This window comes from Aquimarina rhabdastrellae (assembly GCA_947387485.1).
GTDB lineage: Bacteria > Bacteroidota > Bacteroidia > Flavobacteriales > Flavobacteriaceae > Aquimarina.
Genome location: CANDNT010000001.1, coordinates 670,734 through 694,777, shown reverse-complemented (window position 1 = coordinate 694,777; position 24,044 = coordinate 670,734). Strand labels below are relative to the sequence as shown.

General features: G+C 35.4%; 6 protein-coding genes. 3 read left to right on the top strand and 3 right to left on the bottom strand.

Annotation, left to right across the window (positions count from 1 at the left end; translation table 11 throughout):
• The first annotated feature begins 28 nt into the window (after positions 1-28).
• Genes ACYEKI_RS03050 through ACYEKI_RS03040 form a run of 3 tightly spaced genes read left to right on the top strand, consistent with a single transcriptional unit; the run spans position 29 to position 23,179 of the window.
• Positions 29-11,104, top strand: coding sequence for an amino acid adenylation domain-containing protein (locus tag ACYEKI_RS03050; RefSeq protein ID WP_459209685.1), 11,076 nt, complete (start codon positions 29-31; stop codon positions 11,102-11,104).
• Between the two features lie 16 nt (positions 11,105-11,120).
• A complete protein-coding gene (locus tag ACYEKI_RS03045; RefSeq protein ID WP_459209684.1) occupies positions 11,121-21,533 on the top strand; it encodes an amino acid adenylation domain-containing protein in 10,413 nt (3,470 codons plus the stop codon).
• Between the two features lie 11 nt (positions 21,534-21,544).
• The gene (locus ACYEKI_RS03040) at positions 21,545-23,179 is read left to right on the top strand and encodes a cyclic peptide export ABC transporter (protein WP_459209683.1); all 1,635 of its coding nucleotides are present in this window, start codon (positions 21,545-21,547) and stop codon (positions 23,177-23,179) included.
• Positions 23,180-23,258: 79 nt separating this feature from the next.
• Here ACYEKI_RS03040 and ACYEKI_RS03035 read toward each other — a convergent pair whose 3' ends face one another.
• Genes ACYEKI_RS03035 through ACYEKI_RS03025 form a run of 3 tightly spaced genes read right to left on the bottom strand, consistent with a single transcriptional unit; the run spans position 23,259 to position 23,957 of the window.
• The gene (locus ACYEKI_RS03035; RefSeq protein ID WP_459209682.1) at positions 23,259-23,462 is read right to left on the bottom strand and encodes a hypothetical protein; all 204 of its coding nucleotides are present in this window, start codon (positions 23,460-23,462) and stop codon (positions 23,259-23,261) included.
• Between the two features lie 36 nt (positions 23,463-23,498).
• Positions 23,499-23,711 carry a hypothetical protein gene (locus ACYEKI_RS03030; RefSeq protein WP_459209681.1) on the bottom strand — a complete coding sequence of 71 codons (213 nt, stop codon included), beginning with the start codon at positions 23,709-23,711 and terminating at the stop codon, positions 23,499-23,501.
• 48 nt (positions 23,712-23,759) lie between these two features.
• Complete coding sequence (locus ACYEKI_RS03025) at positions 23,760-23,957, bottom strand: hypothetical protein (RefSeq protein WP_459209680.1); 198 nt, start codon at positions 23,955-23,957, stop codon at positions 23,760-23,762.
• Positions 23,958-24,044 lie beyond the last annotated feature (87 nt).

The following is a 24,044-nucleotide window of genomic DNA, read 5'->3' as shown; positions in this document are numbered from 1 at the left end:
CACAAATAAACTTAGGCTTACTAACACAATGAAAACTCAACTTATTCTGAACATAGTTCAAGAGGCACAGCAACATAAAATACAGCTATTTGCCAAAGGTGGAAGATTGGGAATGAAGAAGAAAAAAACAGATACAATTCCTGCTGCACTTTTGAAACAAATCAAGGAGAATGAGCAAGAATTAATACATTTTTTCGAAAATCAAATCAAGGCAAAACCAACCATTTCGCCTATAACGAAGAGCATCCATAGACCCGAACAGATCACTCCATCATTTGCACAAGAGAGACTTTGGTTCATCGATAGATTACAAGGCAGTTTGCAATATCATATTCCAGGAGTTTTAAAAATAACGGGAGCAATCGATACACAGGCTTTAAGTGAAAGCTTGCAATATATCATCGAACGACACGAAGCGTTGCGTACCGTTTTTGAAGAAATCGACGGTAAGGTATATCAGAAAGTGATTCCAAGTCAATCGTTTCAGATCAGCTATCAAGAAGCTGCGTATGATACGGTAATGAATACGTTACTGAAAGATTTGATGACCGCACCATTTGATTTAGCTTCAGATTATATGTTACGTGCCGATTTGATTACAGTAGCACCCAATGCGCATGTATTTATTTTGGTAGCACATCACATTGCTTCAGATGGATGGTCATTGCCAATTTTGGTCAAAGAATTAGAACAGCTATACAATGCTAAAATTCAGCAAAAAGAATTAGCATTACCCGATTTACCAGTGCAATATATCGATTATAGTATCTGGCAAAAAGAAACATTACAAGGAGACGTTTTAGAAGAAAAACTCAAGTTTTGGCAACAACAATTACAAGGTGTTGAACCTTTAGAATTGCCTACAGATTATCAGCGATCAGCAGTTCAAACCTCAAACGGAACGAGTTATCTTTTTAGTTTAGATAAACAACAAACCGAAGGTCTAAAACAGTTGACACAACAGTACGAAACAACCTTGTTTATGTGTTTGTTGAGTATGTATAAAGTCTTGTTGTACCGCTATTCTGGTAACCAAGATATCTGTGTAGGAAGCCCTGTAGCCAATAGAGAACAGTTAGAAATCGCACCATTAATAGGCTTTTTTGTCAATATGATTGCAATTCGCAGTCAAGTAGAGGGTACTCAAAGTTTCGAATCCTTATTAAAACAAGTGAAAGAAACTACTCTAGAAGCCTATAAATATCAAGATGTACCGTTCGAAAAAGTAGTAGATCGCGTAGTGCAAACGAGAGATCAAAGCAGAACACCTGTTTTTCAGACGATGTTGACGTATCAAAACAACGAGCAGGTCAATCAGGTGACTTTAGGCGAGAGTACTATCGAGATGATTGATATTCCATCTAGTTCGGCCAAATTCGATATCAGTTTAAATATTACTGAGGCAAAAGGAGAAATCTTTATATCGGTAGAATACAATACAGATCTTTTCAAGCCAGAGAGTATAGAGCGATTGGGAGCGCATTTCCAATATTTAGTAGCAGCGATACTGAACAACCCAAAAGAAAAAATAGATCAATTAAAGATTTTAAGTGAAGCAGAAAAGGCACAAATAGCAGGATTTAATGCTACACCTATAGCATATCCTGAAGTAGGAAATCTATTAGAAGAATTTGCAAAACAAGTAGCATCAAGACCAGAAGCTACAGCAGTGGTATTTGAAGGGGAAAGTTTAAGTTTTGAAGCCTTAGATCAAAAGACGAATCAACTTGCGAATTATTTAAGAAAGCAAGGAGTAACCAAAGAAACCTTAGTACCGATCAATGTAGAGCGTTCGTTTGAGATGCTTATCGGAATACTAGGAATCCTAAAAGCAGGAGGTGCGTATGTACCGATAGATCCTATGTTTCCGGCAGATCGTATTGGGTATATTTTGGAAGATACCGCCGCAAAAATAGTATTGACACAAGAGCGATTTGTTACTCAATTTGAAGATAAAGAAATACAAGCAATAGCTTTGGATACGTTAACTCTAGAGGAAGAATCCAAAGAATTTGAAGCAGCAACCATTGCTCCAGAGCAGTTGGCGTATGTAATATATACATCAGGAACTACAGGAAGACCCAAAGGAGTTTTATGTGAACACCAAGGATTGCGTAACCGACTCAAGTGGATGCAAGATGATTTATCAATTACAACAGAGGATATCATCATACAAAAAACGACCTATACGTTTGATGTTTCGGTATGGGAACTAACGATGCCATTGGTAACCGGATGTAAGTTAGTATTTGCAAAACCAGAAGGACATAAAGATCCATTGTATTTACAAGAATTGATAGCAAAAGAGCAAGGAACGATCATGCACTTTGTACCATCCATGTTATCAATATTCTTAGAAGATGTAGATTCAAAATTATGTACAAGTTTACGACATGTAGTGTGTAGTGGAGAAGCATTAACCAGTAGTATGGTAAAGAGCTTTAAAACACAATTACCAACGATTCAAATACACAATTTATATGGGCCAACCGAAGCAGCGATCGATGTTACTGCTATAGATTTAACAACGGCCGAGATAGAAAATCAAGTAAGTATAGGGTATCCAGTAGCCAATACACAGATCCATATTTTGAATGATGCATTAGAACCACAACCCATAGGCGTAGCAGGAGAATTATGCATAGGTGGAATCCAAGTAGCGCGAGGGTATCTAAATAGAGAGGATTTAACAAAAGAGAAATTTCTTGAAGATCCTTTTAACTCAGGTGGAAGATTATACAAGACAGGGGATTTAGCAAGTTGGAATGCGGATGGAAGTATCGCATACATTGGAAGAAAAGACAATCAAGTAAAGTTAAGAGGGTATCGCATTGAATTAGGAGAAATCGAAGCTTTACTAGAAGAGCAAGATACCGTACAACAAGCAGTTGTAGTAGCCAAAGGGATCACTCCAGGAAACAAACAATTAGTTGCCTATGTAGTGAATGAAGGCGTTTTTGAAGAGCAAGCTGCAATGGAACAATTGAGTACGTTGTTACCAGAATACATGGTGCCAAAATACTATGTAAGCTTGACCGAAATGCCCTTAAGCGGCAATGGAAAAGTAGACAGAAAACGTTTACCATCTCCAGCAGTAGGAAGTAGCAATCAAGAAGCGTATGTAGCCCCAGCAACGGATACAGAGAAAGCTTTAGCAGCAATATGGCAAGAATTATTAGGAGTAGCACAGGTAGGGAAAAATGATAACTTCTTTGAGATAGGAGGCCATTCCTTATTAGCGGTGAAATTGGTTTCTAGAATTCGAACTACATTTAGTGTAGCGCCAAGTGTAAAAGTGATTTTTGAAAAAGATACTTTGGCACAATTAGCGGCGTATATTGATACAGCAGAGGTTTCTATTTTACCAACGATCACAAAAGTCGAAAGACCCGATTATATTCCGTTGTCGTTTACACAAGAACGTTTATGGTTTATAGATCAATTGCAAGGCAGCGTAGCGTATCATATGCCTGCGATTCTGAAATTAGAAGGAACACTAGATATAGCAATACTTCAACAGGCTATCAAAGCAATTGTATGGAGACATGAAGTACTGCGTACTGTCATCAAAGAACATGAAGGCAAAGGATATCAACACATTTTAGACGGAGATCATTTCGAAATACAGCAAACAACATTACAAGCAATAGAAAAAGAAAGTTCGCTGACTGATTTTACGCAAAAAGAAATAGCTAAACCATTCCAATTAGCTTCAGACTATATGTTGAGAGTTACTTTGGTAGCACTTTCAGAAACAACATATCAGTTGATTTTGGTAATGCATCATATCGCTTCAGATGGATGGTCAATTCCGATTTTTGTAAAAGAACTAGAAGAATTGTATCAAGCAATAGCTAATGAAACTTCTCATAGATTAGCACCTTTAGAAATGCAATATGCAGATTATAGTATTTGGCAACGAACGCATTTGACAGGAGCTCTTTTAGATCAAAAACTTAATTATTGGGAAGAAAAATTAAAAGAAACCACTCCGTTAGCAATGCCACTTGATTTCCCAAGGCAAGCCGAACAACAAAATGATGGGGCGGTTTTTAGATTTGAATTACCAGAAGGGACAACGCAAGCCTTAAAAGATATCAGTACCGCTCAAAGAAGCACATTGTTTATGACTTTATTGAGTGTTTATAAGATATTGTTATACCGATATACAGGAGAAAATGACATCACAGTAGGAAGTCCAATTGCTAATAGAGAACAAGCAGAAATAGCGGATTTGATAGGGTTCTTTGTCAATACTATCGCTTTGAGAAGTCAGATAGAAGGTTCGCAAAATTTCGATACTATTCTAAAGCAAGTCAAAACGGCAACACTCGAAGCGTATGCGAATCAGGATGTGCCTTTCGAGAAAATAGTGGAACGTGTAGAAGGAGAACGAAGCCAGGATCGTACACCGATTTTTCAAACCTTATTGACTTTACAAAACAACGAAGAAGTAGAAGGACTTCGATTAGGAGAAAGCACCATCAGCATAACACCTTTTGAACAACAAACAGCTAAGTTCGAAATGAGTTTAGATATTGTAGAGATCAATAATACATTAGGTATAACGATAGAATACAATACCAATCTATTCAAGTTTACAACTATAGAACGTTTTGCCAAGCATTTTGAGCAAATCACAGCAGCAATCATAAAAGATCAAAATGTATCTGTAGAAAAGTTACAGTTGATAGGAAGCGAAGAACAACAACTTTTAGTAGAGCGTTTTAACACAGATACACTCAGTTTAAAAGATGAAGAACACGTAATTGCATTATTAGAAAAGCAAGTTAAAGCAACTCCTAATGCAATAGCATTACGATACCAAGATATAGCGATAACCTATCAAGAAGTAGAAGATCGCTCGAATCAATTAGCACATTATATCCTTAAACAAGGAATACCGCAACAAAACATGATTCCGTTAGTGATCGATCGATCACTAGATACCATTATAGCCATCATTGCTATTTTAAAAACAGGAAGTGCGTATGTACCTATTGATTCAAAATATCCACAAGAGCGTATTGATTACATTCTAAAAGATATTCATGCGAGAATAGCAATTACCAAAACGAGTAAAGCCTCGGTATTTGAAGCACACGAAGAAATTCAATTACTGTTGCTAGATACCCTAACAGAAAAAATCGCAGCACAACCAGTTGCAGCCATTCCGCAAGAATATACAACAGCGGCAATAGCCTATGTAATTTATACCTCAGGAACAACAGGACAGCCTAAAGGAACTTTGGTACCACATTCAGGAATTAGTCGATTGAGCAAGATGGATCATTTACCATTAAATGAGCAAACGACCATTTTGCAATTATCAACAATTTCTTTTGATGCAGCTACTTTCGAGATATGGTGTAGTTTACTCAATGGTGGAACGCTGGCATTATACAGTTCAGATACTGTAGATTTACCAACGATCAATGCCGAAATTATCAAACATCAGGTAAATACGATCTGGTTAACATCAGCCTTATTCGATCAATGGGTACAAAGTGATCTTTCAGAAATGTCATTGCAATATGTACTTTCTGGAGGAGATGTACTTACGCCATCGAGTATTCAGTTATTATACCAAAAATTACCAGAAGTAACTCTGATTAACGGATATGGACCTACAGAGAATACAACCTTTACATGTTGTTATACAGTACCAAGAGATTTTAATTTTGATCAAGCAATTCCAATCGGAAGTCCAATTCAAGGGACACAAGTCTATGTTTTAGACGAAGCCTTACAACCGTGCCCAATAGGTGTAGCAGGAGAATTGTATACTTCGGGATATGGATTGGCAGCAGGATATTTGAATCAAAAAAATACAACAGAAGAAAAATTTATAAAACACCCGTTTCAACCTAATGAAAAACTATACAAAACAGGAGATATAGTTCGATGGTTAGCAGACGGGAATATAGCGTTTATCGGAAGAAAAGACAATCAAATTAAGATCAGAGGATTCCGTATAGAATTGGGCGAGATTGAAACCGCTATAACACAATTGTCAGAAGTACAACAAGCAGTAGTTTTGGTAAAAGAAGATACGGCTGCAAATAAACAATTAGTAGGGTATATCGTAAGCGAAAAAGCAATAACTCAAGAAGAAATTGTTACTCAATTACAAAAGCGTTTACCAGCATATATGATTCCAAAATGGTTTGTAATGCTAGAAGAATTTCCGATTACGGCTAACGGGAAAGTAGACAGAAGAGCTTTGCCTGAACCTACTATTGAAGCTTTATCAGAAGAAAATTATGTAGCACCTTCGACTGAAATTGAAGAAAAATTAGTAGCAGTTTATGAAGGTTTATTAGGAATCGAAAAAGTAAGCGTAACAGCCAATTTCTTTGAATTAGGAGGAGATTCTATCAAAGCCATTCAGGTAGTAAGTAGAGCCAAAGCAGCAGGTGTGTTGATTACGGTAAAAGATATTTTTACCTATCAAACTATTAGAGAATTAGCGCAGCATACCAAAGCAGATTTGATCATTCAGAAAGAAGAAGGGATTTTATCAGGTACAGCAGGATTGTTACCAATTCAGCAATGGTTTTTTGAACAAGAGTTGGAGGCAGTTTCGCATTACAATCAATCGGTATTACTTAATATAAACAAAGAGGTAAGCGAAGCCAATTTAGCAATAGCGATTCAGACATTAGGAGCACAACATGATGTGTTACGATTCTTATATGCTCAAGAAGATCACATCACACAAACCTATACAAATCAAAAGCTCAATCTTGTTACCGAAGAATGTTTAAGTGTTGAAGCAGTAGAATCTTGTTGCGAAAAATATCAACGTGATTTATCGATTTATGACGGAGATCTCGTTCGATTTGTAAAGATTACAACAGCAGAAAACGAGGCTTATGATAAACTTTTTTTAGCGATTCATCACTTGGCTATCGATGGAGTTTCTTGGCGTATTTTATTAGAAGATTTACATCAAATACTTGCTCAGTTACAAAACAATGAAGCGGTATCTTTAGCAGCCAAAATGAGTTCGTACCGACAATGGCAACAAGAATTAGTGGAATATGCATCAAGCGAAACACTACAAGGCGAACTGAAATATTGGAAGAATACGGTAAAAGATATTCAAGCATTACCACAAGATAAAACTACTGAAACAGTTTGCACACAAAATGAAGTAAAAGAATATGTAGTACAAATAGAAGAAAGCAAAACACAAGCGTTATTACAAGAAGTACATCATGCCTATCATACAGAAATGAATGATATCTTGTTAAGTGCCTTAACGCTAACCTTGACCGAATGGATGGATACAGACAAAGTAACCATTGGATTAGAAGGTCACGGAAGAGAAATGATAACAGAGGATATAGATATTAGCCGTACAATAGGTTGGTTTACAACATTATATCCAGTGCAATTAGCAATAAGAAATGATGAAAAAGAGTTAGAAAGTGTTATTGCGAATACCAAAGATATGCTCAGAGCAATTCCGAATAAAGGAATTGGTTATGGGGTATTACGTTACTTATCTAATGAAGCAACTAAGCAAGAGTTAACAGCAGATTTTGAACAGATTATATTCAATTATTTAGGGAGTTTTGATAATACGCTACCGACTAATGATCTATTAAGCATCGCTACCGAAAATAAAGGAAAAGATGTAAGCGTTCAGAATAAAGTACATAACAAAATAGCAATCAATAGTATGATTGCACAAGGTGTATTGCGATGCACTTGGAGTTATGATAGTACACGTTATAACGAAGAAACTATTGTTGCTTTAGCTCAAAAGTTTGAGCAATCCCTACAAGAAATTATAGCACATTGTAAAGCAATCAAAGAACCATTGACTACAGTTTCAGAATATGGATTACCAAGTACGATTTCGTACAAACAATTGGCAAAATTTAAGTTCGAAGAAAGTCACGAAACAGCCATAGAAGACATTTATCCGTTAAGTCCATTGCAAGAAGGAATGTTATTTCACAGTTTGTTCGATACGCAAAAAGATGCATATTTGATACAATTCGGCTGTGATTTTGTGGGAGATTTTGATAGTGTTGCTTTTAATCGTAGCTGGCAGACTTTGGTAGAAAAGCACGCCATTTTAAGAACCAAAATCTATCACAATGTATTCAGTTCAGCGATACAATGTGTGTACAAAGAAGTGGCAATACCGATAGAAAGACTTGATTTTTCAGCATATGAAGGAGACGTTTTAGATGAAAAAATAGCCACATTTTTAGCATCAGATAAAGAAAGAGGATTCTCTATAGATGAATTTCCATTGATCAGAATTAGCTTGATTCAATTAGGAGAGAATAGGATTAAAATGATCCTAAGTAACCACCATATTTTATGGGATGGATGGTCGTTGTCGATGATGATGAGCAGTTTTATGCAGTATTATCAAACCTATAGCGAAGGAAAAGAGATCACTATTGAAACTAAAGATAATTATGGAGATCAAGTACGATGGATTCAGCAAAAAGGAATACATCAAGGAATTTCATTTTGGAAAGAATATATAAGTGAAATAGAAACACCTAGTTACTTATCTTTTATCAAAGATACTACGCAGCGCAATACCCTAATGGGAAATACAACGCATTATGTATCCATTGCAAAAGAAGATACACAAAATATAGAAGCTTTCGCGAAAGCAAACAGAATTACAGTTAATACCGTTGTACAAGGGGCTTGGGCATATTTATTATCGAGGTATAGTAGCCAGAATGAAGTGGTTTTTGGAGCTACTGTATCCGGAAGAGATAGCGCTATCGAAGGTGTCGAAAATAGAATTGGACTGTATATCAATACGATTCCAGTCTGTACCCAAATTGACGAACAACAATCGATTGCTGATTGGTTGCAAGAATTACAAAAAGGACATACAATAGGAAGGGAAGAATTCAATTATGTTCCCTTAGGAAAAATTCAAGCGGCATCTGGAGTTCGAGAAGCTTTATTTGATACATTATTGGTATTCGAAAATTACCCAATTGACGAAAACAGCTTAGGGACTAATGAAGGAATTCAGATAGAAAATATATACAATCACGAGCAGACGAATTATGTATTGTCGATTTCTTTCTCATTAGTACAAGAGCAATTATCAATGAAATTCATGTATAATGATACATTGATAGACAAAGCGCAGATTGAAACTATCGAAGCACAATTAAAAACCGTGTTGAGTCAGTTTATAGGTACTGCTGAAACTCTAGAAGAACTTTCATATTTAACAGCAGCAGAACATAGGCTTGTCACAGAAACGTTCAATCAAACCTATTTAGAATTACCACAAGACACTACTGTTTTAGATATTTTCAAAAAGCAAGTAGACCAAAATCCATTGGCTATTGCGGTTATTCACGAAGAAATACAGTTGACGTATAAAGAGTTGGATGAAAAGTCAAATCAATTAGCACATTACTTATTACAACAAGGTGTTCAGGCTGAAGATTTAATTCCGATTTGTGTAGAACGTTCTGTAGACATGTTAGTGGGGATACTAGGAATCCTAAAAACAGGAGCAGCCTATGTTCCTATCGATCCTAATTATCCACAAGAACGTATTGATTTTATTCTAAAAGATACAGCGTCGAGTCATTTGATAATACAATCAGCAGTACAAGAATTGTTTGTCACGAATACAACGTATCAAATCTATGATGTTAATATTTTGGAAACTACAATTTCAGAAATGCCAACAACAGCAGTTGGAGTTGAAGTTAGCAAGGAGCAATTGGCGTACATCATTTATACCTCAGGAACAACCGGAATACCAAAAGGAGTGATGATTCAACATAAGTCATTGCATGCTTTATTGACGACCATGAATCAAAAATATCCAGTCACTTCAGAAGATCGACTATTACTCAAAACAACCTTTAGTTTTGATGTATCTGTATATGAATTATTCGGATGGATGTACCAAGGAGGAAGTTTAGGTATTTTACCAAAAGGATACGAAGCGGATTTACCAGCATTGGTACAAACAATAGAAACGCTAAAAATTACACATTTCAATTTAGTACCTTCTTTATTCTCTGTATTTGTAGCAGCATTACCAGCATTAGGAGTAAAAAGAGTTGATTGCTTAAAATATGTGATGTTAGCTGGAGAAAAACTACCGCTAGAACTCGTATTGAATTATAGAAAACTAGGATTAAAAGCGACTTTAGAAAACATTTACGGCCCTACAGAAGCAACGATTTACACTAGTTATTACGATACTACACCACTTTCGCCCGAAGTAGTAAATGTTCCTATCGGGAAGCCATTTGATAATATAAATTTATATGTATTGAATGAGCAGTTACAACCACAAGCAGTAGGCGTAAAAGGTGAATTATGTATTAGCGGAATTCAACTCGCAAAAGGATATTGGAACCGCCCAAAATTGACCGCAGAAAAATTCGTACCAAACCCATTTAAAAAAGGAGAACGTTTATACAAAACAGGAGATGTTGTACAATGGTTAGCAGACGGAACGATAGAATATATCGGTAGAAAAGACAATCAGGTTAAAATTAGAGGTTATCGTATCGAATTAGGCGAAATCGAAATCAAACTAAATCGATTAGATCCAATTCAGCAGTCTTTGGTAACCGTCTATGAAGATGCAACAGGAGAACAACGCTTATTAGCATATGTAGTAACAGAAGAAGCGATTGAAAATAAAGAAATCGAAGCCTTGTTGACAGCACAATTGCCGGTCTATATGGTACCAAAATTATATGTGCAATTAACAGAATTTCCATTAACACCCAATGGGAAAATAAATAGAAAAGCACTTCCAGAACCTTCTACAGAAGCAATTACACAGCAAGAATATGTAGCACCAGAAACCCCAATAGAAGAAAAGCTAGTAGCCATTTGGGAAGAGTTATTAACCATTTCTCCAATAGGAATCAATGATAATTTCTTTGAGATCGGAGGACACTCTTTATTGGCCGTAAGATTGATTCCTCTATTACATGAAGCATTCGAATTAGAAATCAATGTAAGAGAACTCTTTGAATACCCAACAATCTCAAGTTTATCAAAATACATAGCACTCAATATAGAAGAGGAAGAAGGCGAAGATGAATCAGCATATGATGTATACAGTTTATAAGAATTAAGGAAGGAAGATGGAGCATAAGCAAACAGAAATTATAGAAATTATGTACCAAGCCAAGAAAAAAGGAATGACTTTTTTCTTGGAAGGTACCGAGTTAAAATTTAAGATAAAGAAAGGTTTTGCCTTAGACAAAGCCTTTCTCCCAGTCCTTAAAAAGCATAAGCAAGGATTGATTGCTTTCTTGCAAGCACAAGAAGCAAAAAACAAACAGAAATTAATTCCCCAAATCAAGAAAGTTGATCGCTCATCCACTCAAGAATTTGGATTGTCGTATGCACAAGAACGTTTGTGGTTTATAGACAAATTGCAAGGATCGAGTTCGTATCACATTTCAGGAGTTTTACGATTAAAAGGTGTTCTAGAAATACCGATGCTCGAAGCTGCATTGCGTCAAATAGTAGCACGTCATGAAAGTCTTCGAACTATCTTTACCGAAATAGAAGGAGAACCGTATCAAAAAGTGATTTCGGCAGATGATTTCCAATTAGATAAAGAGGAAATCTCTACAGATATTGTAGAAAAAAGTATCGATAAGGCACTAACAAAGCCTTTTGATTTAGGATCAGATTATATGTTGCGAGCGCATTTGCTACCAATAGCTGCAGAAGAGCATATTTTGGTACTAGTATTACATCATATAGCGTCCGATGGATGGTCGATTCCGATTATCGTAAAAGAATTAGAAGTGTATTACACTGCAGCCATTTCTAATACAAAAGCAGTGATTCCAGAATTGCCGATTCAGTATATCGATTACAGTTTATGGCAAAAAGAATACCTTTTGGGAACGGTATTAGAAGAAAAACTTGCGTATTGGGAACAGCAATTGAGCAACAATACACCTTTAGCAATACCGACGGATTATGTAAGACCTGCAATTCAGGATACGCGAGGAGCAAATCACCAATTTAGTATAGATGCCACAACCACTGCCGCATTAAAGAAAGTAAGTCAAGAAAATGGCAGTACGTTATTTATGAGTTTAATGAGTATCTATGCAATTTTGTTGTACAGATACAGTGGAGAAAATGATATTACGATCGGAAGTCCGATTGCGAATAGAGAACAAGCAGAACTTTCTGGGTTAGTTGGCTTTTTTGTCAATATGATCGCGATTCGAAGTCAAGTAGAAGGCACTCAAAGTTTCGAATCCTTGCTACAACAAGTAAAAGAAACAACAGTATCTGCATACCAGCATCAAGACGTACCTTTTGAGAAGATTGTAGATCGTATTGTTAGCGAAAGAGATCAGAGCAAGACTCCTGTTTTTCAAACAATGCTGACATTACAAAATAATGAAGCTGTAGGAGAAGTAACTTTAGGTCAAAGCCAAATAGAAATCCTTCCAACAAAAACAACAACCTCTAAATTCGATCTTAGTTTAGAAATTTCGGAAAGCAGTCAGGGCTTAATTGTAAATATCGAATACAGCCAAGGACTTTTCAAGCCAGAGAGTATAGAGCGATTGGGAGCACATTTCCAATATTTAGTAGCAGCGATACTGAACAACCCAAAAGAAAAAATTGATCAATTAGCGATTTTAAGTGAAGCTGAAAAGGGACAAATAGCAGGATTTAATGCTACAACTACAGCATATCCTGAAGTAGAAAATCTATTAGAAGAATTTGCAAAACAAGTAGCCTCAAGACCAGAAGCTACAGCAGTGGTATTTGAAGGAGAAAGCATAAGTTTTGAAATCTTAGATCAAAAGACGAATCAACTTGCGAATTATTTAAGAAAACAAGGAGTAACCAAAGAAACCTTAGTACCGATCAGTGTAGAGCGTTCGTTTGAGATGCTTATCGGAATACTAGGAATTCTAAAAGCAGGAGGTACGTATGTACCGATAGATCCTATGTTTCCGGCAGATCGTATTGGGTATATTTTGGAAGATACAGCCGCAAAAATAGTATTGACGCAAGAGCGATTTGCTACTCAATTTGAAGGTAAAGAAATCCAAGTGATAACGTTGGACACGTTAACTTTTGAGGAAGAATCCAAAGAATTTGAGGTAGCAGCCATAGCTCCAGAGCAATTGGCGTATGTAATATATACATCAGGAACGACAGGAAGACCTAAAGGAGTTTTATGTGAACACCAAGGATTGCGTAACCGACTCAAGTGGATGCAAGATGATTTAGCAATTACTACAGAGGATATTATTATACAAAAAACGACCTATACGTTTGATGTATCGGTATGGGAATTGACAATGCCATTGGTAACAGGATGTAAGTTAGTATTTGCAAAACCAGAAGGACACAAAGATCCATTGTATTTACAAGAATTGATTGCGAAAGAGCAAGGAACGATCATACACTTTGTACCGTCCATGCTATCGATATTCTTAGAAGATGTAGATTCAAAATTATGTACGAGTTTACGACATGTAGTCTGTAGTGGAGAAGCGTTAACGAGTAGTATGGTAAAGAGTTTTAGGGAACAATTACCAACGATACAAATACACAATTTATACGGTCCAACCGAAGCAGCGATTGATGTTACGTCGATCGATTTAACAACGACTGAGATAGAAAATCAAGTAAGTATAGGATACCCAGTAGCCAATACGCAGATTCATATCTTGAATGATGCATTAGAGCCACAACCCATAGGCGTAGCAGGAGAATTATGCATAGGCGGAATCCAAGTAGCGCGAGGGTATCTAAATAGAGAGGATTTAACAAAAGAGAAATTCCTAGAAGATCCTTTTAACTCGGGTGGAAGATTATACAAGACAGGGGATTTAGCAAGTTGGAATGCTGATGGAAGTATCGCATACATAGGAAGAAAAGACAATCAAGTAAAGTTAAGAGGATACCGTATAGAATTAGGAGAAATCGAAGCTTTACTAGAAGAACAAGATACCGTACAACAAGCAGTAGTAGTAGCCAAAGAAATTACTCCAGGAAACAAACAATTAGTTGCCTATGTAGTGAATGAAGGAGTTTTTGAAGAGCAAGCTGCAATGGTACAATTGAGTATGTTGTTGCCAGAATACATGGTACCAAAATACTATGTAAGTTTATCCGAAATGCCCTTAAGTGGCAATGGAAAGGTAGACAGAAAACGTTTACCATCTCCAGCAGTAGGAAGTAGCAATCAAGAAACGTATGTAGCTCCAGCAACGGATACAGAGAAAGCTTTAGCAGCAATATGGCAAGAATTACTAGGAGTGGCACAGGTAGGGAAAAATGATAACTTCTTTGAGATAGGAGGCCATTCCTTATTAGCAGTGAAATTGGTTTCTAGAATTCGAACTACATTCGAAAAGCAATTAAATGTTAAAGATGTTTTTCAATATCCAAGATTGGAGCATTTAGCTAAATGGATCGAACATCAAGGAAATCAAGGGATAGAAACAATTACGGTTTCAGAAAGACCTGAAAGAATACCATTATCATTCACACAAGAGCGATTATGGTTTATAGATCGATTGCAAGGAAGCACAGCATACCATATTCCTGCCATTTTAAGAATTAAAGGAACATTAGATACGGATGCTTTAGCGAAAGCGATACAATTGCTAGTAGACAGACATGAAAGTTTAAGAACTTTTATCCAAACCGAAGAAGGAAAAGGCTATCAATATATTCAAACAGCAAAAGCATATACAACATCGTTTAACGTAGGTACACAAGAAGAGATCTATATAAAAGAGATAATCGAACAGCCTTTTGATTTATCCAAAGACTATATGTTGCGTAGTGGAATTCTAGAGCTTAAAAAAGAAGAACATCTGTTGGTATTAGTCTTGCACCATATCGCTTCAGACGGGTGGTCGATTCCGATTTTTGTAAAAGAATTAGAAGCTGCTTATCAGAGTATAAAAAATAAAAAGGAACTTCCGTTAACACCTTTAGCCGTACAATATGCGGATTATAGCATTTGGCAACGCAACTATTTATCGGGAGATCGATTAGCACAAAAAATAGCATATTGGGAACAGCAATTAAAAGGAGTTACTCCTTTGGCGATTCCTACAGATTATAAGCGTCCGATTGCTTTACAAAATAAAGGAGCTGCGTATAGTTTTACTATTTCCAAAGAACAAACTCAGCAGTTAAAGCAAATGAGTCAAGAACAAGGAACAACTTTATTTATGACCTTGTTGACCCTTTACAAAGTCTTGCTGTATCGATATTCTGGTGAGCGTGATATTACGGTAGGAAGTCCAATCGCTAATCGGGAACAACCAGAAATAGAAGGTTTGATTGGATTTTTTGTCAATACGATTGCCTTAAGAAGTCAAGTAGAAGGAACTCAAAGTTTTTCGGAATTAGTACAGCAGGTAAAAAATACAACATTAGAAGCCTATGCGCATCAAGATGTACCTTTCGAGAAAATTGTAGATAGAGTTGTTAAGCATAGAGATCAAAGTCAAAGCCCTATTTTTCAAACTTTATTTACGGTTCAGAACAATGAAGCAGTGGAAGGCTTGCAGTTAGGCGAAAGTGAAATTACGATGGTAACTGCTGAATCAAATACTGCTAAATTTGAATTGAGTGTCAGCGTAACAGAGCAAGCAGATCATTTAGAAGTAACATTAGAATACAATACACAATTATTTGTAGCTAAAACGATAGAGCGTTTGGGAGTGCATTTTGAACAATTGATCGATGCAGTAATAGCGCAACCCAATGCAGAGATAGGTGGTTTAGCAATGCTTAGCCAAAACGAAATTCAAGAATTAAACGAATTCTCTTTTGAAGCTTTAGAATATGATACTTCAAAGACGATAATAGACGTATTTGAAGCACAAGTAAGCAAACAGCCTGAAGCTATTGCATTGGTATTTGAAGAGAAAGAAATTACGTATCGTGAACTAGAAGAACGTTCGAAGCAAATTGCAAATTATTTGATCGCAAATGGAGTTGAACAAGAAACCTTTGTGCCTTTATGTATGGAGCGATCTCTTGAGGCAGTTTTTTGCATTTTCGGAATTCTAAAAGCAGGAGCTGTCTATGTTCCTATTGATCCTAAATTACCACAAGAACGTATACAGTATATCCTAGAAGATACCGCTGCTAGTTTAGCGATTACAACTACAGCATACCAAGCCATAGTAGAAAGTAAAGCTTGTCGAACTATTGTATTTGAAGATATAACTGAAACTTTAAAAAATACTCCTTCGACAAAAGTTGATAGAGTAGTATCTCCAGAGCAATTAGCATACGTGATTTATACTTCAGGAACAACGGGGAAACCAAAGGGAGTAATGATTCAATACAAATCATTACAAGCCTTATTAGAAGGAATGAATCGTCGATATCCAGTGACAGCTTCGGATCGTTTGTTATTAAAAACGACTTTTACATTTGATGTATCGATCTACGAATTATTTGGGTGGATTCATCAAGGAGGAAGTTTAGGAATTTTACCCGAAGGAGGTACTACAGACATTCCGTTGTTGATTGATACTATTGCAACACAAAAGATAACACACTTTAATCTAGTTCCGTCCTTATTTTCGGTATTTATAGAAGAATTAGAACAGATCGGAATAGAGAAAGCAAGTGGTTTAAAATACGTGATGTTGGCAGGAGAAAAACTGCCTATGGAATTGATTCTGAATTATAGAAAATTAGGATTGAAAGCTTCGTTAGAAAATATTTATGGACCTACAGAAGCTACCATTTATAGCAGTTATTTTGATACCACACCGTTGGCTGCCGAAACAGTACATGTTCCTATTGGAAAACCAGTTGATAATGTCGAATTATTGATTCTTAATGGACAAGGAGAACAGCAACCTTTAGGAATTACAGGCGAATTGTGTATTGGAGGGCAGCAATTAGCAAAAGGATACCTGAATAGAGCACAATTAACAGCTGAAAAATTTGTAGCACATCCATTTAAGCAAGGAGCAAAATTATACCGTACAGGAGATTTAACACGATGGTTACCTGATGGAACGATTGAATATATTGGTAGAAAAGATGCACAGGTAAAAATTAGAGGATATCGAATAGAGTTAGGTGAAATTGAAGCGGCTTTAGAAAGTATTCAAGAAGTAGAACAAGCCATTGTGATTGTAAAAGAGAATGAAATAGGAACTAAGCGTTTAATAGCCTATGTAGTTGGACAAGCTGTAAAAGATGTTCAGGTATTACAACAGCAATTAGGAGAAAAGCTTCCTAGTTATATGCAACCAAGTCAATATGTGATATTAGAGGGATTTCCGCTAAATCACAGTGGTAAAGTAGATCGAAAACAATTACCAGAACCAGAATACTATATAGACGAAATAAAATATATTGCGCCTAAGAATGAGATAGAAGAAAAACTAGCAGCTTTATGGAGCGAATTATTGAATCTTGAGCAAGTAAGCACAACAAGTAATTTCTTTGAGCTAGGAGGACATTCGATCTTAGCGGTACGAATGGTAGCTAGAATCAAATCAGATTTTGCCATACCAATCCATATCAAAACCGTTTTCGAAAAAGATACGATTCAGAAGTTGGCGATTTATATCGAACAGCAAGAAACAGGAACAGCTGCAGCGATTGTGCGTATTGATAGAACACAACGTATCCCGTTATCGTTTATGCAAGAACGTTTATGGTTTTTGGATCAATTACAAGGCAGTATAGCGTATCATATTCCAGGAGTTTTGAAGATAAAAGGAACTTTAGAAATCTCGAAACTAGAGCAAGCGTTAAAGCAGGTGATGGCTCGCCATGAAGTATTACGAACGGTATATATTGAAGATGAAGACGGAGTTTATCAGCAAATTCAAACAGCTCAGGATTTTAAATTAGAGCAACAGTCTGTGACGGATGATCACTTGGAATCTATAATCGAAGAAGTGATAGCTAAGCCTTTCGATTTAGCTTTAGATTATATGTTAAGAGCCAATATTTTACAACTAAACGAAACAACAAATGTGCTAGTCTTAGTAGCACATCATATTGCTGCCGATGGTTGGTCTTTACCGATTGTTATCAAAGAACTAGAAGCTTTTATAAATGAAAAGGAAGCATATTTAAGTCCGTTAGCTATTCAATATGCAGATTACAGTGCTTGGCAGCGAAATTGTTTGGATGCTACACAATTATCTCATAAAATTGACTATTGGAAAACACAATTAGAAGGAAATACAGCTTTGTCGTTACCTATTGATTATTCGAGACCAAAGCTTTTAACGAATAAAGGTGCTAATCATACTTTTACAATAGATGCAAAAACTACTCAAGCATTAAAAGATTTTGGACAAGGGCAGCAAGCTACGTTATATATGACGCTCTTAACAATCTATAAAGTGTTATTATATCGCTATTCAGGTGAAAAAGATATCACTGTAGGAAGTCCGATTACCAATAGAGAACAAGAAGAAGTTGCAGGATTGATAGGATTCTTTGTCAATACTATAGCAGTCAGAAACCAAATAGAAGGTACACAAACGTTCGAAGAACTTTTAAGATTGGTAAAAGCTACGATTTTGGATGCCTATGCACATCAAGAAGTACCTTTTGAGAAAATTGTAGAGCAAGTAGTTACTACTAGAGATCGAGGGAGAACACCAATTTTCCAAACATTATTTACATTACAGAATAACGAGCAAGTAGAATGTATTCAATTTGGAACGCATGAAGTTGAGGTAATAGCAACTCAAAATGCTACAGCAAAATACGAATTGAGTTGTACGGTAATAAAGATAGATGGAACATTAGCTATTCAACTGAATTATAATACAGCTTTATTTAAGAAAAGTACTATCGAAAGATTAGGCGTTCATTTTGAAAATCTACTCAATTCAGTACTCAATTCACCTGAAAAAGCTATAGATGCTTTACCAATGGTGACTATAGCTGAAAAGCAACAATTGTTAAATTTCAGTTCGTCAGTAATTACAAAAGCAACTGAAGAAACAACATTTGTAGCACAATTTACGGCAAAAGCAATCGCGCAACCTAATGTCATAGCTGTAGAAGCTTTAGGGCAACAATTGACCTATCAAGAATTAGACGAACGATCTAATCAGGTTGCCCATGCATTAAAAGCTGAAGGAATTACAAAAGGCAGTTTAGTGCCCGTCTGTATCGATCGTTCTGTAGATATGATGGTTGGATTGCTGGGAATTCTAAAGGCTGGAGCAGCTTATGTGCCAATAGACCCTAAATTTCCGCAGCAGCGTATCGATTATATGCTAAATGATACAGGAGCGAAAGTGGTGGTAACAATGTCTAAATATGAAGCGTATTTTAATAAAGATATTATATGTCTTTCGGTAACACAAGAAGCGTTAAAAACTGTTAGTAAAGAACCTGTAACGATTCAGATAGATCCAGAAGATATAATTTATATCATCTATACTTCAGGAACAACGGGAAATCCAAAAGGAACTATGATTTCGCATCGAGCAATCACAGATTATTGCCACGGAATTATTTCGAATACCAATATCGCAGCAGGAAAAAGATTTGGATTAGTATCATCGATAGCCGCAGATTTAGGAAATACCATTTTATTTTCTGCCTTTGTTTGTGGAGGAACCTTATGCATTTTTGATGAAGACGAAATTATGAATGTTAAAGCTTTACAAAGAGCTAAGTTGGATAGTCTGAAGATTGTTCCATCACATTGGAAAGCATTGCAAGAAGGAGGAGAGATTTTGCTACCAAAGCATAGTTTGATTTTTGGAGGAGAAGCTTTGAGTCAGGATATTATAGAGCGTATTCGAGAAGCTAATGCAGCATGTAAAGTATACAATCATTATGGACCTACAGAGGCTACGATAGGAAAGCTTTTAAAACCTATAGATATAGAGTCAAATCACATAACGTTAGGAAAACCCTTTTGTAGTGATGACGTATACGTTCTGAATGATGCTTTAGAACTTGTTCCCACAGGCGTGATTGGTGAACTGTGCATTTCTGGAATAGGACTTGCCAAAGGATATTTGAATTTACCCGAATTAACAAAGGAGAAATTTATAGCGAATCCATACCAAAGTAATGCAATATTGTATAGAACAGGAGATTTGGTAAAATGGACTGTAGATGGCGAAATTGAATTTATAGGAAGAAAAGATCATCAATTAAAAATAAGAGGATTTAGAGTAGAATTAGGCGAGATAGAAAATGCCTTAGTATCGAACGAAAGTGTAGAACAAGCTGTTGTATTGACGGATGCAGATCAAAAACGATTGATAGCCTATGTTATTAATTCTAATTCGATTACGCAAAAGGAACTTCAAGAAGCCTTACAAACTAGATTACCAGAATATATGATTCCGTCGGCATTTGTGTTTATGGATCAGTTTCCGATGTTGGCTAACGGAAAAGTAAATCGAAAGCAATTAGCAGCACAAGTTGTAGCATCAGTAACAGAAGATGTTATATATGAAGCACCGATTACTGAGATAGAAAAGAAGTTAGCAACCATTTGGAGTGAAGTTTTAGCATACGAACAAGTAGGAATTCATTCTAATTTCTTCGAATTGGGAGGACATTCACTTTTAGCGATTCGATTGATTGCAAAAATGAATACTGCGTTAGAACAGGAATTTGTAGTTTCTCAATTGTTTCAATTTCCAACCATTAAAAGTTTTATAACGAACGTAATTGATGACAATGAGGAAGCAATAGTTACAACAATTACTTTGATGAATACAGATAAGCATCAAGAAAAATCGCTGTTTTGTATACCAGGAGCGGGAGGAAATATTGTTTCATTTTATGCATTAGCCCAAGGAATTGAAGAAGCGTATAAAGTATATGGATGCAAAGCTCAAGGATTAGAAAACGATGCTCCTATTTTGGAAACAGTAGAAGCTATTGCAACACAATATATCAAAGAAATACAGGAAATAGATCCACAAGGACCTTATCATTTGGCTGGATACTCTTTCGGAAGTAAGGTGGCTTACGAAATGGCCTATCAATTACAAAACCAAGGATTTGAAGTAGCACAATTGGTTATTTTTGATGGAGAACCTTATGCCGATGCGGTAACGACCGTTTCAGAAGAGTATTCAAGAGAAACGCATCTTCTAGAAATGTATCAGTTAATCGCAGCGTATTATCAGCAAGAAGAAGTACAACCGATAGAAGCAACCCTTCTCAAAGGCAAAACTTTTGAAGAACAAATGGATGTAGTGTATGATCAGATTCAGGAACAAAATATGGCATATATCAATAGAACTGTGTTCAAGCGTTTTATTGCTTTACATATCAAACATACACATGCAGCACAAACGTACGATCCAAAATATAAAGAACTAATAAAAGCAATACCGATTCAATTATATCAAACCGCACAAAATGAAACCCTAGATTTAACCAATCGTTGGTATCAAGCTAGTAAGTTATTACCAATTGAAATTCAAGTAGAAGGAGCGCATTTATCAATGCTTCAAGAACCTTTTGTACAACAAATTATAACCCATTTAAAAGAACAAGAAACTGTTTTACACCCATAAAAGATCATTAGATGAAAATCATTAAATTTTTATTTCAACATACCAACAGATTAAAATTAAGTCTCTTATTTTCGTTAGGAGCGATTACAGGACTCTTAAGTACCTATATTATCAGTCAAGTGAATGGTTTGATTAACGAAGCAATCGAACCAACAGGAGCCAATGCCGCTATTTATGCCCTATCCATAGTAGGATATGTGTGTCTTAATATCATCTTTTTTAGAGGATTGATTCAGGCATCAGAAAAGTTGATGGTAGGGATGAAAAAGAAAATCTTTAATACCTTATTGACAAAATCAAATTTCAAAAAAGTATCGACTTTTAGAGATAATATTTACACTGCATTTTCTAGTGATATCAATATCATATCAGAAAGTTTAGTCTTATTAGTACATGTTATAGTTTCGACAGCAACGGTTATCTCATGTTTAGTATACATGGGAATGTTATCATGGAAGCTGTTGATATTGACCTTCGGAATTATCATAGGAGGTGTATCTATGTTCGTAATGATCTTTAAAATAGCATATCCTCAATTAGAGAAAGCAAGAGATCTTCAGGATGGAATTGTAAGTCTTTTGAATCAGATACTAGATGGATTTAAAGAATTGAGTATTTTTTCGCATAAAAACAAAGAACTAGAAGAACTAACGACTGCAAATGTAGAAGAGGTCTATGGAAATAAGGTAAGTGCTTTGACCAAGATATCGGTAACGTCTATATTAGCGAGTACTTTATCATTTTGCTTTTTAGGAATTTTGTTGATAGCCTTCCCAAAAGTATTTCCTAGCGAGAGAGAAGTAATCATCAGTTTTGCAGTAGCATTCCTATTTTTAATCAAGCCATTAGAAATGATCATTAGCCTTTCTGGAACTTTATCAAGAGCGAATATAGCTACAGATAAAATTATTGGGATTTCTAAAGATTTAGCAGTGGAGCAGAGTACTGTAAACCTGTTAACACAACCTTTACCAGACTTTAAGAATATAGAAATTAAAGATGTTAAATATACACATGAGCGTAAAAATGAAAATTTTGTTGTAGGACCAATTGATTTTAGATTAGAAAGAAATGAATTGATATTTATTTATGGTGGAAATGGTAGCGGAAAAACTACATTTATCAATTCGATATTAGGAATTTATAAAGCTGAAATGAGCAGCGTAAGCTTTAATGGAAAAGAAATTAAACCAGAACAGTTTCGGATATTCGGACAACAACAAATGGCTCCGATTTTTAGTGATTTTCATCTTTTTGATAAGTTTTATGGTGTTGATTATATAGATAAAGATAGAATCGAAGAGTATTTTAAGATTTTTGAAATTAATGATAAGGTTAAATACGAAAATCATGGTTTTTCTACCACTGATTTATCTATGGGACAACGTAAAAGATTGGCCTTGATTTCGGTATTGTTAGAAGATAGAGATATATTAATCTTAGATGAATGGGCAGCAGATCAAGATCCTTACTTTAGAAAGAAATTCTATAAAGAAATTTTACCATGGTTAATTAATGAAGAAGATAAAACAATTATAGCGATAACACATGATGATCAATATTTTAATGTAGCTGATCGTTTATATAAGATGGAATATGGAAAATTAAAAGAAGTAATTAGAGAAGAATTACAGATGATGTATTAGCACATAATTAAACAACTATATAAATGAAAGGCTAATTCTTAATTATCAAGAATTAGCCTTTTTATATAAATTTAGATTATTAGTGACAATAATTAGGATCTAATATGATCCAACAACACGGATGCATGTTAGATGTTGGATAATTAGGACATTCTGGAATGTCAGACATCATACAATTGCGTTCAAAATCTTCGTCATAACAAGAAGAACCACCATTAATACTAGCTTGTGATTGTTTATTAAGCTTTTGAATTCCGTTAAGATTTAAAATATTTTTTAACATGATTAAAAGTTTTAAGATTCTAAAAATTGACTAGTATTAAATACAAACATCAAGACCGAATTCAACAAGGCAGCAATAATGCATAACCGTAGGAGGAAAATCTTGAGATGGACATGCTGGATAGTCTATAGAAGCACAGTGTCTTACATTCTCTTGATGATCACAGGTTAAGCCTCCACCGTTAATAGTAGCTTGAGCTTGCTTATTAAGCTTTTGAATTCCGTTAAGATTTAAAATGTTTTTTAACATGAATATAGATTTAAATGATTAGAATAATTGAGTAAAATGATTTATAAATTAACAAACATTTTCATCTACTAATAAAAGACAACAAGGGTGATACATGATCTCAATTCCATAAGGAGGAGGAGGGCAATCACTAAGATCATAATTCAATTGGCAATACTCATTACATGAATTTCCTCCAGAAATAACACGTTGTTCATTTTTCTCAAGACGCTTTACGTTTTCTAAGTTTAAGATGTTTTTTAACATGATTAGATAATTTAAAATTTTGATTACTGATTGTAAGGTACCAATTTTTAACAAGTATAAAAAATATAATTTAAGGTAATGTGTTTT

Coding starts and splice junctions, on each gene's coding strand:
- ACYEKI_RS03050 (WP_459209685.1), top strand. CDS start 29: ATGAAAACTCAACTTATTCTGAACATAGTTCAAGAGGCACAGCAACAT.
- ACYEKI_RS03040 (WP_459209683.1), top strand. CDS start 21,545: ATGAAAATCATTAAATTTTTATTTCAACATACCAACAGATTAAAATTA.
- ACYEKI_RS03035 (WP_459209682.1), bottom strand. CDS start 23,462: ATGTTAAAAAATATTTTAAATCTTAACGGAATTCAAAAGCTTAATAAA.
- ACYEKI_RS03030 (WP_459209681.1), bottom strand. CDS start 23,711: ATGTTAAAAAACATTTTAAATCTTAACGGAATTCAAAAGCTTAATAAG.
- ACYEKI_RS03025 (WP_459209680.1), bottom strand. CDS start 23,957: ATGTTAAAAAACATCTTAAACTTAGAAAACGTAAAGCGTCTTGAGAAA.
- ACYEKI_RS03045 (WP_459209684.1), top strand. CDS start 11,121: ATGGAGCATAAGCAAACAGAAATTATAGAAATTATGTACCAAGCCAAG.